This is a genomic window from Streptomyces sp. NPDC052012 (assembly GCF_040689265.1).
Classification (GTDB): Bacteria; Actinomycetota; Actinomycetes; order Streptomycetales; family Streptomycetaceae; genus Streptomyces.
Genome location: NZ_JBFAXA010000029.1, coordinates 48,351 through 61,869 on the forward strand (window position 1 = coordinate 48,351; position 13,519 = coordinate 61,869).

At 71.2% G+C, this 13,519-nt stretch carries 12 protein-coding genes and 2 tRNA genes; 11 read left to right on the forward strand and 3 right to left on the reverse strand.

Annotated elements, in window-relative coordinates:
- Nucleotides 1-148 precede the first annotated feature (148 nt).
- From AB0412_RS31555 to AB0412_RS31580, 6 genes are all read left to right on the forward strand, one after another.
- Entirely contained in the window at nucleotides 149-1,849 is a 1,701-nt protein-coding gene (locus AB0412_RS31555; protein WP_366406016.1) for an alpha/beta fold hydrolase, read from the forward strand.
- Complete coding sequence (locus AB0412_RS31560; RefSeq protein ID WP_366406017.1) at nucleotides 1,846-2,424, forward strand: hypothetical protein; 579 nt, start codon at nucleotides 1,846-1,848, stop codon at nucleotides 2,422-2,424. The genes AB0412_RS31555 and AB0412_RS31560 overlap by 4 nt, the downstream gene beginning before the upstream one ends.
- A 61-nt stretch (nucleotides 2,425-2,485) precedes the next feature.
- A complete protein-coding gene (locus tag AB0412_RS31565) occupies nucleotides 2,486-3,241 on the forward strand; it encodes a class I SAM-dependent methyltransferase (protein ID WP_366406018.1) in 756 nt (251 codons plus the stop codon).
- Complete coding sequence (locus AB0412_RS31570) at nucleotides 3,238-4,977, forward strand: ABC transporter ATP-binding protein (protein ID WP_366406019.1); 1,740 nt, start codon at nucleotides 3,238-3,240, stop codon at nucleotides 4,975-4,977. Before AB0412_RS31565 ends, AB0412_RS31570 begins: the two co-directional genes overlap by 4 nt.
- Nucleotides 4,974-6,458 carry an NAD(P)/FAD-dependent oxidoreductase gene (locus AB0412_RS31575; RefSeq protein ID WP_366406020.1) on the forward strand — a complete coding sequence of 495 codons (1,485 nt, stop codon included), beginning with the start codon at nucleotides 4,974-4,976 and terminating at the stop codon, nucleotides 6,456-6,458. Before AB0412_RS31570 ends, AB0412_RS31575 begins: the two co-directional genes overlap by 4 nt.
- Nucleotides 6,455-7,300 (forward strand): nuclear transport factor 2 family protein, encoded by an 846-nt coding sequence (locus AB0412_RS31580; RefSeq protein ID WP_366406021.1) that lies wholly within the window; start codon nucleotides 6,455-6,457, stop codon nucleotides 7,298-7,300. The genes AB0412_RS31575 and AB0412_RS31580 overlap by 4 nt, the downstream gene beginning before the upstream one ends.
- A gap of 92 nt (nucleotides 7,301-7,392) precedes the next feature.
- Here the strand turns inward: AB0412_RS31580 and purL are convergent, their stop codons facing one another.
- The 3 genes from purL to purS are packed head-to-tail and all read right to left on the reverse strand — an operon-like array spanning nucleotide 7,393 to nucleotide 10,597.
- Entirely contained in the window at nucleotides 7,393-9,651 is a 2,259-nt protein-coding gene (gene purL / locus AB0412_RS31585) for a phosphoribosylformylglycinamidine synthase subunit PurL (protein WP_366406022.1), read from the reverse strand.
- Complete coding sequence (gene purQ, locus AB0412_RS31590) at nucleotides 9,648-10,328, reverse strand: phosphoribosylformylglycinamidine synthase subunit PurQ (protein WP_366406023.1); 681 nt, start codon at nucleotides 10,326-10,328, stop codon at nucleotides 9,648-9,650. The genes purL and purQ overlap by 4 nt, the downstream gene beginning before the upstream one ends.
- Entirely contained in the window at nucleotides 10,325-10,597 is a 273-nt protein-coding gene (gene purS / locus AB0412_RS31595; RefSeq protein ID WP_004986278.1) for a phosphoribosylformylglycinamidine synthase subunit PurS, read from the reverse strand. Before purS ends, purQ begins: the two co-directional genes overlap by 4 nt.
- 311 nt (nucleotides 10,598-10,908) lie before the next feature.
- Between purS and AB0412_RS31600 the strand changes: the two genes are divergently transcribed.
- From AB0412_RS31600 to AB0412_RS31620, 5 genes are all read left to right on the forward strand, one after another.
- The gene (locus AB0412_RS31600) at nucleotides 10,909-11,226 is read left to right on the forward strand and encodes an Lsr2 family protein (RefSeq protein WP_366406024.1); all 318 of its coding nucleotides are present in this window, start codon (nucleotides 10,909-10,911) and stop codon (nucleotides 11,224-11,226) included.
- Between the two features lie 183 nt (nucleotides 11,227-11,409).
- Nucleotides 11,410-11,481: transfer RNA gene (locus tag AB0412_RS31605), tRNA-Gly, on the forward strand.
- 79 nt (nucleotides 11,482-11,560) lie between these two features.
- Nucleotides 11,561-11,633 (forward strand) — tRNA-Gly (locus AB0412_RS31610).
- 129 nt (nucleotides 11,634-11,762) lie between these two features.
- A complete protein-coding gene (locus AB0412_RS31615) occupies nucleotides 11,763-12,737 on the forward strand; it encodes an ABC transporter ATP-binding protein (RefSeq protein ID WP_366406025.1) in 975 nt (324 codons plus the stop codon).
- A complete protein-coding gene (locus AB0412_RS31620; RefSeq protein ID WP_366406026.1) occupies nucleotides 12,734-13,510 on the forward strand; it encodes an ABC transporter permease in 777 nt (258 codons plus the stop codon). The genes AB0412_RS31615 and AB0412_RS31620 overlap by 4 nt, the downstream gene beginning before the upstream one ends.
- The last annotated feature ends 9 nt before the right edge of the window (nucleotides 13,511-13,519 follow it).

The following is a 13,519-nucleotide window of genomic DNA, read 5'->3' on the forward strand; positions in this document are numbered from 1 at the left end:
CCGCGCAATCGGGATTTCCGAACGACTTGCCGCCCTTTCCAGCCTCTCCTCCTCCCTCGAATATCTCCACCAGCACCGGAATCTGGGTCCTGGTGGTCTGAATGACTGGGAGATCATGAAGCAGACGCCGGAGAGCAAAATTCCGGCCGTGCAGAAAATCACCGACGCCGTGAGCGGCAGGAGGACGACCCTGGCCCTGCACGCCACCCGCGTCGCCTGCAGCGCGGCCATGCTGCTGCCCGGGAACGGCAGATGGCGAGCGGCCGGCAACCTCTATCTCGCCGCCACCACCACCCTGCTGCAGGCCCGCCACCGGTACGGCACCGACGGCTCGGACCAGGTCGCCACGCAGGTGCAGACGGTCAACGGACTCGCCCGGCTGGCCCCCAGCCCGCAGGTCAAGGACGCCCTCATGTGGTACCTGGCCCTGCAGGCCAACATGTCGTACGCGGCGTCCGGCTGGGCCAAGCTGGCGGGCACGAAGTGGCGGGACGGCTCCGCCCTGCCCGGTGTCATGCGGACCCGCACCTACGGTTTCGAGCCCGCCTACCGGCTGACTCAGCGTCACCCCCGGGCCAGCAAGGTCGTGCAGCACTCCGTACTGGCGATGGAGTGCCTGTTCCCGGTCGTCTACCTGGCCGGTGGCCGGCTGACCCGGCCGATGATCGCCTCGGCGGCCGGATTCCACGTGGTCAACGCCTTCGTCATGGGACTGGGCCGGTTCATGACCGCGTTCCCCGCGATGCACCCCATGATCGCCTACACGACCGCCCCGCGGACCCTGCCCGCGGTCGCCGGCCGCGACGACCGGATGGTCAAGACCGCCCTCGCGCTGCTGGCGGGCGGAGTCACCGCCGCCGGCGTGCTGGCGACGCAGCGGCGCGCCCGGGCCGTGGCCGGCTGGCCCAAGTCCCGTACCGTCACCACGCGGTGCGGCAACGTCCTGTCGTACGACGTCGGCGGCCGGGACCACCCCGATCGGCCGATCCTCGTCTTCAACCACGGACTGGCCTCCACCCCCGAGCACTTCGCCTGGATCATCGAGCGGCTCGCCTTCGACCTCGGGCAGCCCGTGGTGTCCTACACCCGCGCCGGGTACGGGCCGAGCCGCCGGGTGCGCAGCGCCCCGTACACCCTGCAGGAGTCCGTCGACGATCTGGTGGACCTCGTCCGGCAGGCCCTGCCGGACGACCGCAAGGTGGTGCTCGTCGGGCACTCCCTCGGCGCCGAACTCAACCGGCGTGCCGCGGCGCAGCTCGGCGACCGCGTGGCGGGCGTCGTCTATCTGGATCCCTCGCACCCCGGCCAGCTCATCCGCTCGGAGAAGCAGCGCAAGGGCATGGAGCTGTTCACCGACTCCACCCGTGAGATGGCGCGGTGGACGAAGGCCGGCTTCGGCGCGCTGATGACCCGTCCGCGCTGGGTGGACGAACTGCCCTACCCCTACCGGGAGAAGGTGTTCTCCCTCTACACCGACGCCCGGCTGTGGTCGGCGGCGGCCCGCGAGTGGGACGTGGTCCGCGAGGAGTTCCTCGCCTTCCAGGGCGACCTCGAGCCGGTGGCGGCGCCGGGTCTGGTGGTCGCCGCGCAGCTGACCGTGGACGTGGACCCCGAGCAGCTGCTGATGTACCACGATCTCGTCCGCGCCCATCAGGCGGCCGGCCGGCCCGGCGACGTCTCCGTCGTGGAGCGGGCCGGGCACGACACCATCCTGACCAACCCACGGTTCGCGCGGACCGCCGCGGACCTGATCGCCTCCTTCGTGGAGCGGCACTGCCTGCCCGCCGCCCCGCAGACCGCCACGGAACCCGAGCCGGAAGCAGCCGGGAAGGCGGGTGAGAAGCAGTGAACGCCTCCGCACTCCTCAAGGACGCCTTCACCGGCCCCGGCGCCCTCACCAGGCTGGCGGGCGCGGCACTGCTCGTGACGACGCTGGCCGCGCAGCATCCGCACCCGGCGTTCGAACGGGCCCGGGCGAGGGACGTGTTCTCCCTGGTCCCGAACTGGAAGTTCTTCGCGCCGAACCCGGCGACGCACGACTACCACTACCTGTACCGCACCCTCGACGAGAACCGTGAGACCTCCGAGTGGAGGGAGCTCGACCTGATCGAGACCCGCAGGATGAGCCAGGCGTTCTGGTTCGCCTCCCGCCGGTCCGAGAAGGCCGTCTTCGACATCTGCACCGCGATCATCAAGAGCATCGCCAAGGGTGAGGACCCGACCGACTCCCCGGGCTTCCGCGTCCTGGCCGAGTTCATCCGGAGACAGATCAGGGACTCCGCGCACGTGTCCGACGTACGCGGCTTCCAGTTCGCCGTGGTGCGCGCCGCCGGACACGACGACAGCGAGGACCCGGAGGTGCTCTACGTCTCCACCTATCAGGCGATGAAGCCCGCCCCGCCCGCGTTCCTCAAAGCGGCCTGAGACCGACCACCCGACGGGGGCTTCCGCCGGCACCGGACCCCAGCAACGAAACGGAGAACCAGTGACGATCGCGGACATCGGCTACGGCAAGCAGTTCGAGGGCTGGTACGACCGGGTCTTCCAGGACGACGCATCGACCCGGGCCACCGTGGACGCCCTGACCCGTTTCCACCCCGATCCCTCCTGGGGCACGCTGGAGTTCGGTGTCGGCACCGGCCGGATCGCGCTGCCGCTGTCCCACCAGGTGGGTCCGGTGCACGGCGTGGACTCCTCGCCCGAGATGCTGGCGGCCCTGGAGAAGAAGGCCGACGAGGGCAAGGTCACGGCCGAACTCGGCGACATCCGCACCTACCAGGGGCAGCAGCAGTACGGCCTGGTCTACTGCGTGTGCTCCACGCTGGCCCTCGTCCTCGACCCGCAGGAGCAGCGCTCGGTCCTCGCCCGCGCCGCCGAACACCTGCGCCCCGGGGGCCGGCTGGTGATCGAGACGCACAACCGGCCGGGCATCGTCGCCCAGCACGAGGGCCAGAGTCGTACGACGTTCTTCGCGCCGTACCCGGAGCCCAACACCGGCATACAGATGCACGCCACGCTCCTGATGGACCAGCGCATCTGGCAGGTGTCCACGGTGTGGTTCGAGACCGACGGCACGCACCGCATCGGCACCGAGACCGCACGGCTGCTGACCCCGGACGAGGTCGACGACTACGCCCGGGACGCGGGCCTGACGCCCGAGGGCCGCTACAGCGACTGGCGCAACACCGAGTACGTCCCTGCGGCCGGACTGTTCGTCACCACCTACACCAAGCCGGCATGAACCTCAGGGACATCGTCCGCCGCCACCGGGCCCTGCTGATCGCCGGCATCGGCCTGGGCCTGGCCGGAGCGGCGGCCACGCTCGCACAGCCCTGGATGCTGGGCCGGCTGATCGAGGCCGTGACCCGGGACGAGCCGATCGCCTGGCCTCTCACCCTGATCGCGCTGTTCTTCCTCGCCGATGCCGCGCTGAGCGCCGGGCACGCCTACGCCATCGGCCGGGCCGGTGAGAACATCGTGTACGACGCCCGGCGCACCCTCGGCGGCCGTCTGCTGCGCAGCCGGATACCGGACTTCTCCCGGCTGCAGCTCGGCGACGTCTTCGCGCGCACCGTGTCGGACACCTCGATCGCCTGCCTGGTCATCGCGCAGGCGCTGGCGCAGATGGTGACCTCCGTGTTCATGGTGGCCGGCGGTCTCGTGCTGATGGCCAGGCTCGACTGGAAACTGCTGCTGACCACGGTGGGCTGCCTCGGCGTGGCCAGCCTCGGCGCGCTCCTGCTGGCCCGGCAGGTGCGCCGGGCCGCCCTGCAGAACCGGGAGAACGTCGGCGCGTTCGGCTCCGGCCTGCAACGCGTGCTCGGCGCCATCACCACGGTCAAGGCGTCCCGCGCCGAGGAACGGGAGACCAGGGAGCTGGCCGCCCTCGCCGACCGGGCCCGGCGCACCGGCATCCGGGTCACGGCGTTCGGATCGTTGCTCACCCCGACGATGAACGTCGGCACACAGCTCTCGCTCGCCGTCGTCATCTCCTGGGGCATGGCCCGGGTCGCCACGGGCTCGCTGTCGCCGGCCGACCTGACCTCCTTCGTCATGTACCTCTTCTACCTGGTGTCGCCGCTGGTGCTGCTGTTCATGTCGATCAGCCAGATCCAGCAGGGCCGCGCCGCCGTCCAGCGCGTGACGGAGCTCGGGGCGATCCCCCAGGAGGAGGACCCGCAGGACGAGAACCCCCAGCACGCCGAGGTGCGCACCCGCGGCGCCACGGACGACGCGCCGGCGGTCAGCTTCGAGCAGGTCGGCTTCTCCTACCAGCAGGGCACCCCGGTGCTGCGGGATGCCTCCTTCACGGTGCCGACGCGCGGTCTGACCGCCATCGTCGGCCCGTCGGGGGCCGGGAAGACGACGGCGTTCCAGCTCATCGAGCGTTTCCACACCCCGGACTCGGGCACGATCCGGGTCGCGGGCCGGGACGTCGCGCGGCTGCCGCTCGCCGAACTGCGGTCGCTGGTCGGGTATGTGGAGCAGGACGCCCCCCTGCTGCGCGGAACGATCCGGGAGAATCTGACGTATGCGAACCCGAGCGCCGATGCCGCCGACATCGCCCGCGCGCTGCGTCTCGCCAGCCTCGACGACTTCGTGGCCGGCCTGCCCGAGGGGCTGGACACACGGCTCGGGGAGCGCGGCGCGGGGTTGTCCGGCGGGCAGCGCCAGCGCCTGGCCATCGCACGCACACTGCTGCAGCGGCCGGCGGTGATCCTGCTGGACGAGGTCACCGCGCATCTGGACAGCGACACCGAGGCCGCCCTGCGGGACGCGATGACCGAGGCCGCCCGTGAGTGCGCCGTCCTGGCCATCGCCCACCGGCTGTCGACCATCGTGCAGGCGGACCGCATCGTCGTGATGGAGGAGGGCCGTGTGCGCGCGGTCGGCACACATCGTCAGCTCCTGCAGGACGACGAGGTGTACCGGCGGCTCGCCCTCCAGCAGTTCGCGGCCGAAGAGGCGGCCGTATGACCCGGGTCGACGTCGCCGTCGTGGGCAGCGGACCGAACGGTCTGGCCGCCGCGGTCACGATGGCCCGCGCCGGCCTGACCGTGCACGTGTACGAGCAGGCCCCGACCTTGGGCGGCGGCCTGCGGGGCGAGGCGCTCTTCGACTCCCGGATCGGGCACGACCTGTGCTCCGCCGTGCACCCGATGGCGGCCGCGTCGGCGTTCTTCCGGGAGTTCGACCTGCCGGCCCGCGGCGTCAGGCTGCTGCAGCCCGACATCGCCTACGCCCACCCGCTGGACGGCGGTCGCGCGGTGTTCGCCCACCGCGACCTCGCCACGACGTGCGAGCGGCTCGGCCCGGACGGGCCGCGCTGGCACCGGCTGATGGCACCGCTGGTGCGGCACAGCCGGGGCGTGACCGACCTGCTGCTCTCCGGCCGGCGATCCCTGCCCCACGACCTGTCGGCGCCCCTGCTGCTCGGCACCCGCGTACTCGGCCATCTCCTGCGGGGCAACGGGCTGCGCACGGAGGCGGCCCGCGCGCTGCTCACCGGGGTCGCGGCACACGCGGTGGGCCGGCTGCCGAGCCTGCCCTCCGGCGCCATCGCCCTTCTGCTGGGGCATCTGGCGCACGCCACCGGCTGGCCGCTGCCGGAGGGCGGCAGCATCCGCATCGCCGAGGCACTGGCCGACGATCTGCGGGCACACGGCGGAGTCGTGCACGTCGGCCGGCGGATCACCCGGCTGGAAGAACTGGACTCCCGGGTGATCATGCTGGACATCGCGCCCACCGGCCTGCTCGCGCTGGCCGGGGACCGGTTGCCGGCCGGCTATGCGCGAGCGCTTCGCCGCTTCCGCTACGGTCCGGGCGCGGCGAAGGCCGACTTCCTGGTGAGCGAGCCGATCCCCTGGGCCGACGCGGAGGTGGGACGGGCGGGGACCGTCCACCTGGGCGGCACCCGCGCCGAGACGGTCGCCGCGGAGAACGCCGCCGTCCGCGGCGAGATCGTCGACGAGCCGTTCGTGCTGGTCGTCGACCCGGCCGCGACGGACCCCACCCGCACCGTGAACGGCCGCCGCCCCGTGTGGGCCTACGCACACGTGCCGAACGGAGACACCCGGGACCCGGTCCCCCTGATCACCCGCCGCATCGAGCGGTACGCGCCCGGCTTCGCCGACACGGTCGTCGCCGCCCGCGGTGTGCCGGCCGCCGATTACGAGACGTACAACCCGAACTACCCGGGCGGCGACATCGGCGCCGGCGCCCTGACCCTGCGTCAGTCCCTGTTCCGGCCGGTGCCGGCCCTCAACCCGTACCGCACCCCCCTGCCCGGCGTGTACCTGTGTTCCGCGTCCACCCCGCCCGGCCCCAGCGTGCACGGCATGTGCGGGCATCTGGCGGCGCGGGCGGCCCTGCGCGACGAGTTCCACATCACGTCGGCGCCGTCCCTGAGTCCGAAGGACGGCGTTCCCCCCACCGAGACATCCAGGAGAGCGTCATGAGCACCACGGACCGCCCCACCGCCGCGGAGGACTTCGCCGGCTACCTCCGCGCGTACTACGCCGACGCCTTCGACGGAAGCGATCCGGTCGAGGACGTCTGGGACCGCTACCACCTGCCCGAGGGCACCCTGCGCGTCAACGGCGAGGTCTGGGACCGCAAGAAGATCCTCGGTGAGGTCCGCTCCCGGCGTTCCCTGCGCGCGCCGCACGAGCTGCATCTGCACGAGGTGATCGTCGACGGCCGCCGGGCCGCCGCGCGGTACACGGTGAGCACGCCCATGGTGTGGAAGGTGCAGAGCGTCACGGAGGCCGCGGTCCTCGCCGAGACGGGCGAGGACGGGCGGGTGGCCCGCATGACCGCCTTCTTCTCCAGCGGGCTCGGCTGGTCGAGCGGCGCCGCGCCCTACGACAGCGGGGCCCGCCCCGCCCCGGGGACCGCTCCGGCTCCCGCACCCGCCGAGGGCACGGAGCCCACGCCCGCCCAGGACCCGGCCCACTACCTGCGGGCGTACTACGCCGCCGGATACGACCCCGCGGTACCGGTCGCGGAGGCGCACGACACGTTCCACACCCCCGACGCCGTGCACCAGGTCGGCGGGAAGGTGATGCAGCGCAGCGGCGTGCTGAAGGCCCTCGAGGACGGGCGCAAGCGCGGACACCGCTACCCGGTGGACGTCCGGGAGACCCTGCGGGAGGGCAACCGCTTCGCGGCGCACTACCTCACCAGCCGGGACGGGAACCCGGAGAAGCTCCAGGAGGTGCTGGCCTTCGGCGAGTTCGCTCCCGACGGCCGCGTCCGGGTCGTCCGCTTCGCGCTCCAGCCCGGTCGCGGAGCCGCGTAGACCCCGACGGCCGGCGCCCGGTGGCCGGCGCCCGGTCAAACGGAACGCCCGGCCGGTGGTCCCCGGCCGGGCGCGTCCGATGCGATGTCAGGTCAGGCCAGCAGCGCCGGGATCGTCTCCTCGTGCCTCTCGCGGAGCTCCTCGAGGGTCAGGGCGAACTCGCCCTGGACTTCCACGGTGTCCCCGTCCACGACGCCGATCCGGGTCGCGGGCAGACCCCGCGCACCGCACATGTCGGTGAAGCGCAGCTCCTCCGAGCGCGGCACCGCGACGACCGCGCGCCCCGCCGACTCGGAGAACAGGAAGGTGAACGCGTCGAGCCCGTCCGGGACGACCAGACGCGCGCCCTTGCCGCCCAGCAGCGCCGACTCCACGACCGCCTGGATCAGACCGCCGTCGGACAGGTCGTGCGCGGAGTCGATCATGCCGTCGCGGGAGGCGGAGATCAGGATCTCGGCCAGCAGCCGCTCCCGCTCCAGGTCGACCTTCGGGGGCAGACCCCCGAGGTGGTCGTGGATCACCTGGGACCAGGCCGAACCGCCGAACTCCTCACGGGTGTCGCCGAGGAGGTACAGCAGCTGGCCCTCCTCCTGGAAGGCGACCGGCGTGCGGCGGGCCACGTCGTCGATCACGCCGAGGACGGCGACGACCGGCGTCGGGTGGATGGCGGCCTCGCCCGTCTGGTTGTAGAGCGAGACGTTGCCGCCGGTCACCGGGGTGCCCAGCTGCCGGCAGGCGTCCGCCAGACCGCGGACGGCCTCCGCGAACTGCCACATGACCGCGGGGTCCTCGGGCGAGCCGAAGTTCAGGCAGTCGGAGACCGCGAGGGGCTTGGCGCCGGTCGTGGCCACGTTGCGGTACGCCTCCGCGAGGGCCAGCTGCGCGCCCGTGTACGGGTCGAGCTTGGCGTAGCGGCCGTTGCCGTCCGTGGCGATGGCGACACCGAGGCCGGTCTCCTCGTCGATGCGGATCATGCCGGAGTCCTCCGGCATGGCCAGCACGGTGTTGCCCTGCACGAAGTGGTCGTACTGCTGGGTGATCCACTGCTTGGACGCCTGGTTCGGGGAGCCGACCAGCTTCAGGACCTGGTCCTTCAGCTCCTCGCTCGTCTCCGGGCGGGGCAGCTTGTTCGCGTCGTCGGCCTGGAGCTCGTCCTGCCAGGACGGGCGGGCGTACGGGCGCTCGTAGGTCGGGCCCTCGTGGGCGACCGTGCGCGGGTCGACGTCGACGATCTTGCCGCCGTGCCAGTAGATCTCCAGGCGGTCGCCGTCGGTCACCTCACCGATGACGGTGGCGATGACGTCCCACTTGTCGCAGATCTCCAGGAAGCGGTCGACCTTGTCGGGCTCGACGACCGCGCACATGCGTTCCTGCGACTCGCTCATGAGGATCTCCTCGGGCGAGAGCGTGGAGTCGCGCAGCGGGACGTCGTCCAGGGTGACGCGCATGCCGCCCGAGCCGTTCGACGCCAGCTCGCTCGTCGCGCAGGACAGACCCGCCGCGCCGAGGTCCTGGATGCCGACGACCAGCTTCTCCTTGAACGCCTCCAGGGTGCACTCGATGAGGAGCTTCTCCTGGAAGGGGTCGCCGACCTGGACGGCGGGGCGCTTCGAGGGCTTGGCGTCGTCGAAGGTCTCGGAGGCGAGGATCGACGCGCCGCCGATGCCGTCGCCGCCGGTCCGGGCGCCGTACAGGATGACCTTGTTGCCCGCGCCGGACGCCTTGGCGAGGTGGATGTCCTCGTGCCGCATCACGCCGATGCAGCCGGCGTTGACCAGCGGGTTGCCCTGGTAGCAGGAGTCGAAGACGACCTCGCCGCCGATGTTGGGCAGGCCCAGGCAGTTGCCGTAGCCGCCGATGCCGGCGACGACGCCGGGCAGGACGCGCTTGGTGTCGGGGTGGTCGGCCGCACCGAAGCGCAGGGGATCCACGACCGCGACCGGCCGCGCGCCCATCGCGATGATGTCGCGGACGATGCCGCCGACACCCGTGGCCGCGCCCTGGTAGGGCTCGACGTAGGACGGGTGGTTGTGCGACTCGACCTTGAAGGTGACCGCGTAGCCCTGGCCGACGTCGACCACACCGGCGTTCTCGCCGATGCCGACGAGCAGGGCGTCGTTCTCGGGGGCCTTCTCGCCGAACTGGCGGAGGTGGACCTTGGAGGACTTGTACGAGCAGTGCTCGGACCACATCACCGAGTACATGGCGAGCTCGGCGCCGGTGGGGCGGCGGCCCAGGATCTCGACGATCCGCTCGTACTCGTCCTTCTTCAGGCCCAGTTCGGCCCAGGGCAGCTCGACGTCGGGGGTCGCGGCCGCGTGCTCGACCGTGTCCAGAGGCGTCCGGCTCATGCGTTGACCAGCTTCTTGAGGATCGAGGTGAAGAACGGCAGCCCGTCGGTACGGCCCGTACCGATCAGCGGCTCCACGGCGTGCTCGGGGTGCGGCATCAGGCCGACGACGTTGCCCGCCTCGTTGGTGATGCCGGCGATGTCGTTGAGCGAGCCGTTGGGGTTGAAGTCCAGGTAGCGGAAGGCGACGCGGCCCTCGGCCTCCAGCTTGTCCAGCGTGTACCGGTCGGCCACATAGCGGCCGTCCATGTTCTTCAGCGGGATGTGGATCTCCTGGCCGGCCGCGTAGTCGGTGGTCCAGGCGGTCTCCGCGTTCTCCACCCGCAGCTTCTGGTCGCGGCAGATGAAGTGCAGGTGGTCGTTGCCGAGCATGCCACCGGGCAGCAGGTGGGCCTCGGTGAGGATCTGGAAGCCGTTGCAGATGCCGAGGACCGGCAGGCCGGCCCTGGCCTGGTCGATCACGGTGTCCATCACCGGGGAGAAACGGGCGATGGCCCCGGCGCGCAGATAGTCGCCGTAGGAGAAACCACCGCACAGCACCACGGCGTCGACCTGCTTGAGGTCCTTGTCCTTGTGCCAGAGCGCCACGGGTTCGGCGCCGGCGACGCGGATCGCGCGCTGCGTGTCCCGGTCGTCGAGGCTGCCCGGGAAAGTGACGACGCCAATACGAGCGGTCACTTCACGGCCTCCGCGACTGCCTCTTCGGACTCGACCCGGACGGTGAAGTCCTCGATCACGGTGTTGGCGAGGAAGGATTCCGCAAGATCGTGGATGCGGGCGAGCGCGGCCTCGTCGACCGGCCCGTCAACTTCCAGTTCGAAACGCTTTCCCTGACGGACGTCCGAGATCCCTTCGAAACCCAGCCGCGGCAGTGCGCGCTGCACCGCCTGGCCCTGGGGGTCGAGGATCTCCGGCTTGAGCATGACGTCGACTACGACGCGTGCCACTGGCACTCCCGGTGTGTGGTGCTGAGCAGGTTCCTTCAGACTACCCGCACAAAATTTCTACGCGGGTAGAGTTGTAGGAAACTACGTGAGGACCATCACGGTTCGGTAGCGGAGGGGCCCCTCGGAGAAAAATTCCGGGAAAGATCTCCGATTGGTTCGTGATACCCATTGCACCCAGACACGCGGAGCGTTTTAGTCGGGCTTCACATTGCATTGCCGTGCACTGTACAAATGAATTGGCAATTACCGACAAGTCGGCACGTCATCGCAGCTGAGCTGTATGAGGTGCGATCCCGAAGGGACCGATATTCGTGGCGCAGAAGGTCGTGGTCACCCTCTTTGACGACATCGACGGCTCGGAAGCGGCGGAAACGATCGCCTTCGGACTCGACGGCAAGTCGTACGAGATCGACCTGAACGAAGCCAATGCAGGCAAACTGCGGCAGGCGCTCGCCCCCTACGTGGAGGCCGGCCGCAAGCGGTCCCGCTCGGGCAAGGCGTACCGGCAGACGGAGGTCGCCCCCGACCCGGCCGCGGTGCGGGCCTGGGCGCAGGCGAACCGGATGGACGTCCCCGCGCGGGGCCGGATCCCGAAGAAGGTCTACGAGGCGTTCGCCGCTGCGCAATGAGGCGGGCGCGGTGGGCGGGCGCCGCCGAGGGCCGGCGCGGCGGGACGACTGCCGCGGCCCCGGCGCCCCGACGTGCCCTCACCCTGCCCTGCCGCGAACCGACTTGCGCAGCACCCCCGCTGATCAGCTAGAGTCTGGGACACGCCGACGGGCAAGGCCGCAGGGCCCGGCCCACGGAGTCACGCGGGTGTAGTTCAGTAGTAGAACATCCCCCTTCCAGGGGGAAGGCGCAGTGTGCAATTCCTGTCACCCGCTCTGCATCGCGTACCGACCACTGTTGTGGATCAGGTAGGCTGGTGCTCGCACCGACCGGTGAAAGCTGGTCGGGGGCAATGCGGACGTAGCTCAGTTGGTAGAGCGCAACCTTGCCAAGGTTGAGGTCGCGAGTTCGAGCCTCGTCGTCCGCTCGGGAATGAGACCCCGGTCCATCGGACCGGGGTCTTTTCGTGTACCGGCACCCGGCGTCTGACATTTGTCATGCCCGGTGATGACACCGCGCACTGCTGCCGCGCCCCGGGAACGGGGACGCTGGAGCCATGGAAGCGAACGGACACGAGCACGTGATCGAGGTCACCGACCTGCGGCGTGTGTACGGGGGCGGGTTCGAGGCCGTCGGCGGGATCAGCTTCTCCGTGCGGCGCGGGGAGATCTTCGCCCTCCTGGGCACCAACGGCGCGGGCAAGACCTCGACCGTCGAACTGCTGGAGGGCCTCGCCGTCCCGACCGGCGGACGCGTCAGGGTCCTCGGCCACGACCCGTACACCGACCGCGCCCTCGTACGCCCCCGCACCGGCGTGATGCTTCAGGAGGGGGGCTTCCCCTCCGAGCTGACGGTCACCGAGACGACCCGCATGTGGGCCGGCTGCGTCAGCGGAGCCCGCCCGCCGCAGGAGGCGCTGGCGCTGGTCGGGCTGACCGGGAAGGCCGGCGTGCGGGTCAAGCAGCTGTCCGGCGGTGAGCGGCGCCGCCTCGACCTGGCGCTGGCGCTGCTCGGCGACCCCGAGGTGCTGTTCCTGGACGAGCCGACCACCGGGCTCGACGCCGAGGGGCGCCGCGACACCTGGGATCTGGTGCGCGCCCTGCGCGACGGCGGCACCACCGTGCTGCTGACCACCCATTACCTGGAAGAGGCCGAGGCACTGGCGGACCGGCTGGCGATCCTGCACGAGGGCCGCATCGCCGCGACCGGCACCCCGGCCGAGGTGACCGCGTCCCGGCCGTCGAGGATCTCCTTCGAGCTGCCCGAGGGCTACCACCTCGGCGACCTGCCCCCGCTCCCCGAACTCCACGTGAGCGGACACGAGGTCGAGGGCCGTGTCGTGCGGCTGCGGACGCGGGAGTTGCAGCGGGCGGCGACGAAGCTGCTCACGTGGGCCGAGCGGGCCGGGGTGGAACTGCGGCGGCTGGACGTGCGCTCGGCGTCCCTGGAAGAGGCGTTCCTGGGCATCGCCCGCGAGGCGGCTGCCGGGACCTCCCGGACCTCGGCGGACGAGAAGGAGTACGCGGCATGAGCCAGGCAGTCACCACCAGCAAGAGCCGGCTGACCGCTCTGGCCCGGGCCGAGATGACCCTGCTCGGCCGCAGCAAGGGGACGCTCTTCGCCGCCCTGTTCGTTCCGCTGATGCTGCCCTTCACCGTGCTGTCGGTGGTCGGGGAGATGGATCTGGAGGAAGCCGGGCTCACGGTGGGCACGGTCGTGCTGCCCGCCGCCGTGGGCTTCTCCCTGCTCTTCGCCGTCTACAGCGCCCTGGTGGGCATCTTCGTGACCCGGCGCGAGGAGCTCGTGCTCAAGCGGTTGCGCACCGGCGAAGTGCGCGACGTCGAGATCCTGGCCGGCGCCTCGCTGCCCGCCGTCACCATCGGCTTCGTGCAGTGCCTGGTGCTGACCGTCGGCTGCGCCGTCCTGCTCGACGTCTCGGCTCCTCAGGCGCCTCACCTCGTCGCCCTGGGCCTGCTGTCCGGCCTGGTGATGTGCGCCGCGCTGGCCGCCGTCACCGCGAGCTTCACCCGGACCGTGGAGAGCGCCCAGGTGACCTCGATGCCCCTGCTGCTGGTGTCGATGATGGGCTCCGGCATCGCCGTCCCGCTGGAGATGCTGCCCGACCGGCTGGCCTCGGTGTGCGAACTGCTGCCGCTCAGCCCGGTCATCAGGCTGGTGCGCGACGGCTGGACCGGGGACCTGTCCGCCTACGAGACACTGGGCGCCGTGGTGACAGCGGTGGCCTGGACCGTCCTGGCGCTGTTCGGTGTGCGGCGCTGGTTCCGGTGGGAGCCACGGCGTTGAGGTAGCGAC

Coding starts and splice junctions, on each gene's coding strand:
- AB0412_RS31570 (WP_366406019.1), top strand. CDS start 3,238: ATGAACCTCAGGGACATCGTCCGCCGCCACCGGGCCCTGCTGATCGCC.
- AB0412_RS31575 (WP_366406020.1), top strand. CDS start 4,974: ATGACCCGGGTCGACGTCGCCGTCGTGGGCAGCGGACCGAACGGTCTG.
- AB0412_RS31580 (WP_366406021.1), top strand. CDS start 6,455: ATGAGCACCACGGACCGCCCCACCGCCGCGGAGGACTTCGCCGGCTAC.
- purL (WP_366406022.1), bottom strand. CDS start 9,651: ATGAGCCGGACGCCTCTGGACACGGTCGAGCACGCGGCCGCGACCCCC.
- AB0412_RS31615 (WP_366406025.1), top strand. CDS start 11,763: ATGGAAGCGAACGGACACGAGCACGTGATCGAGGTCACCGACCTGCGG.
- AB0412_RS31620 (WP_366406026.1), top strand. CDS start 12,734: ATGAGCCAGGCAGTCACCACCAGCAAGAGCCGGCTGACCGCTCTGGCC.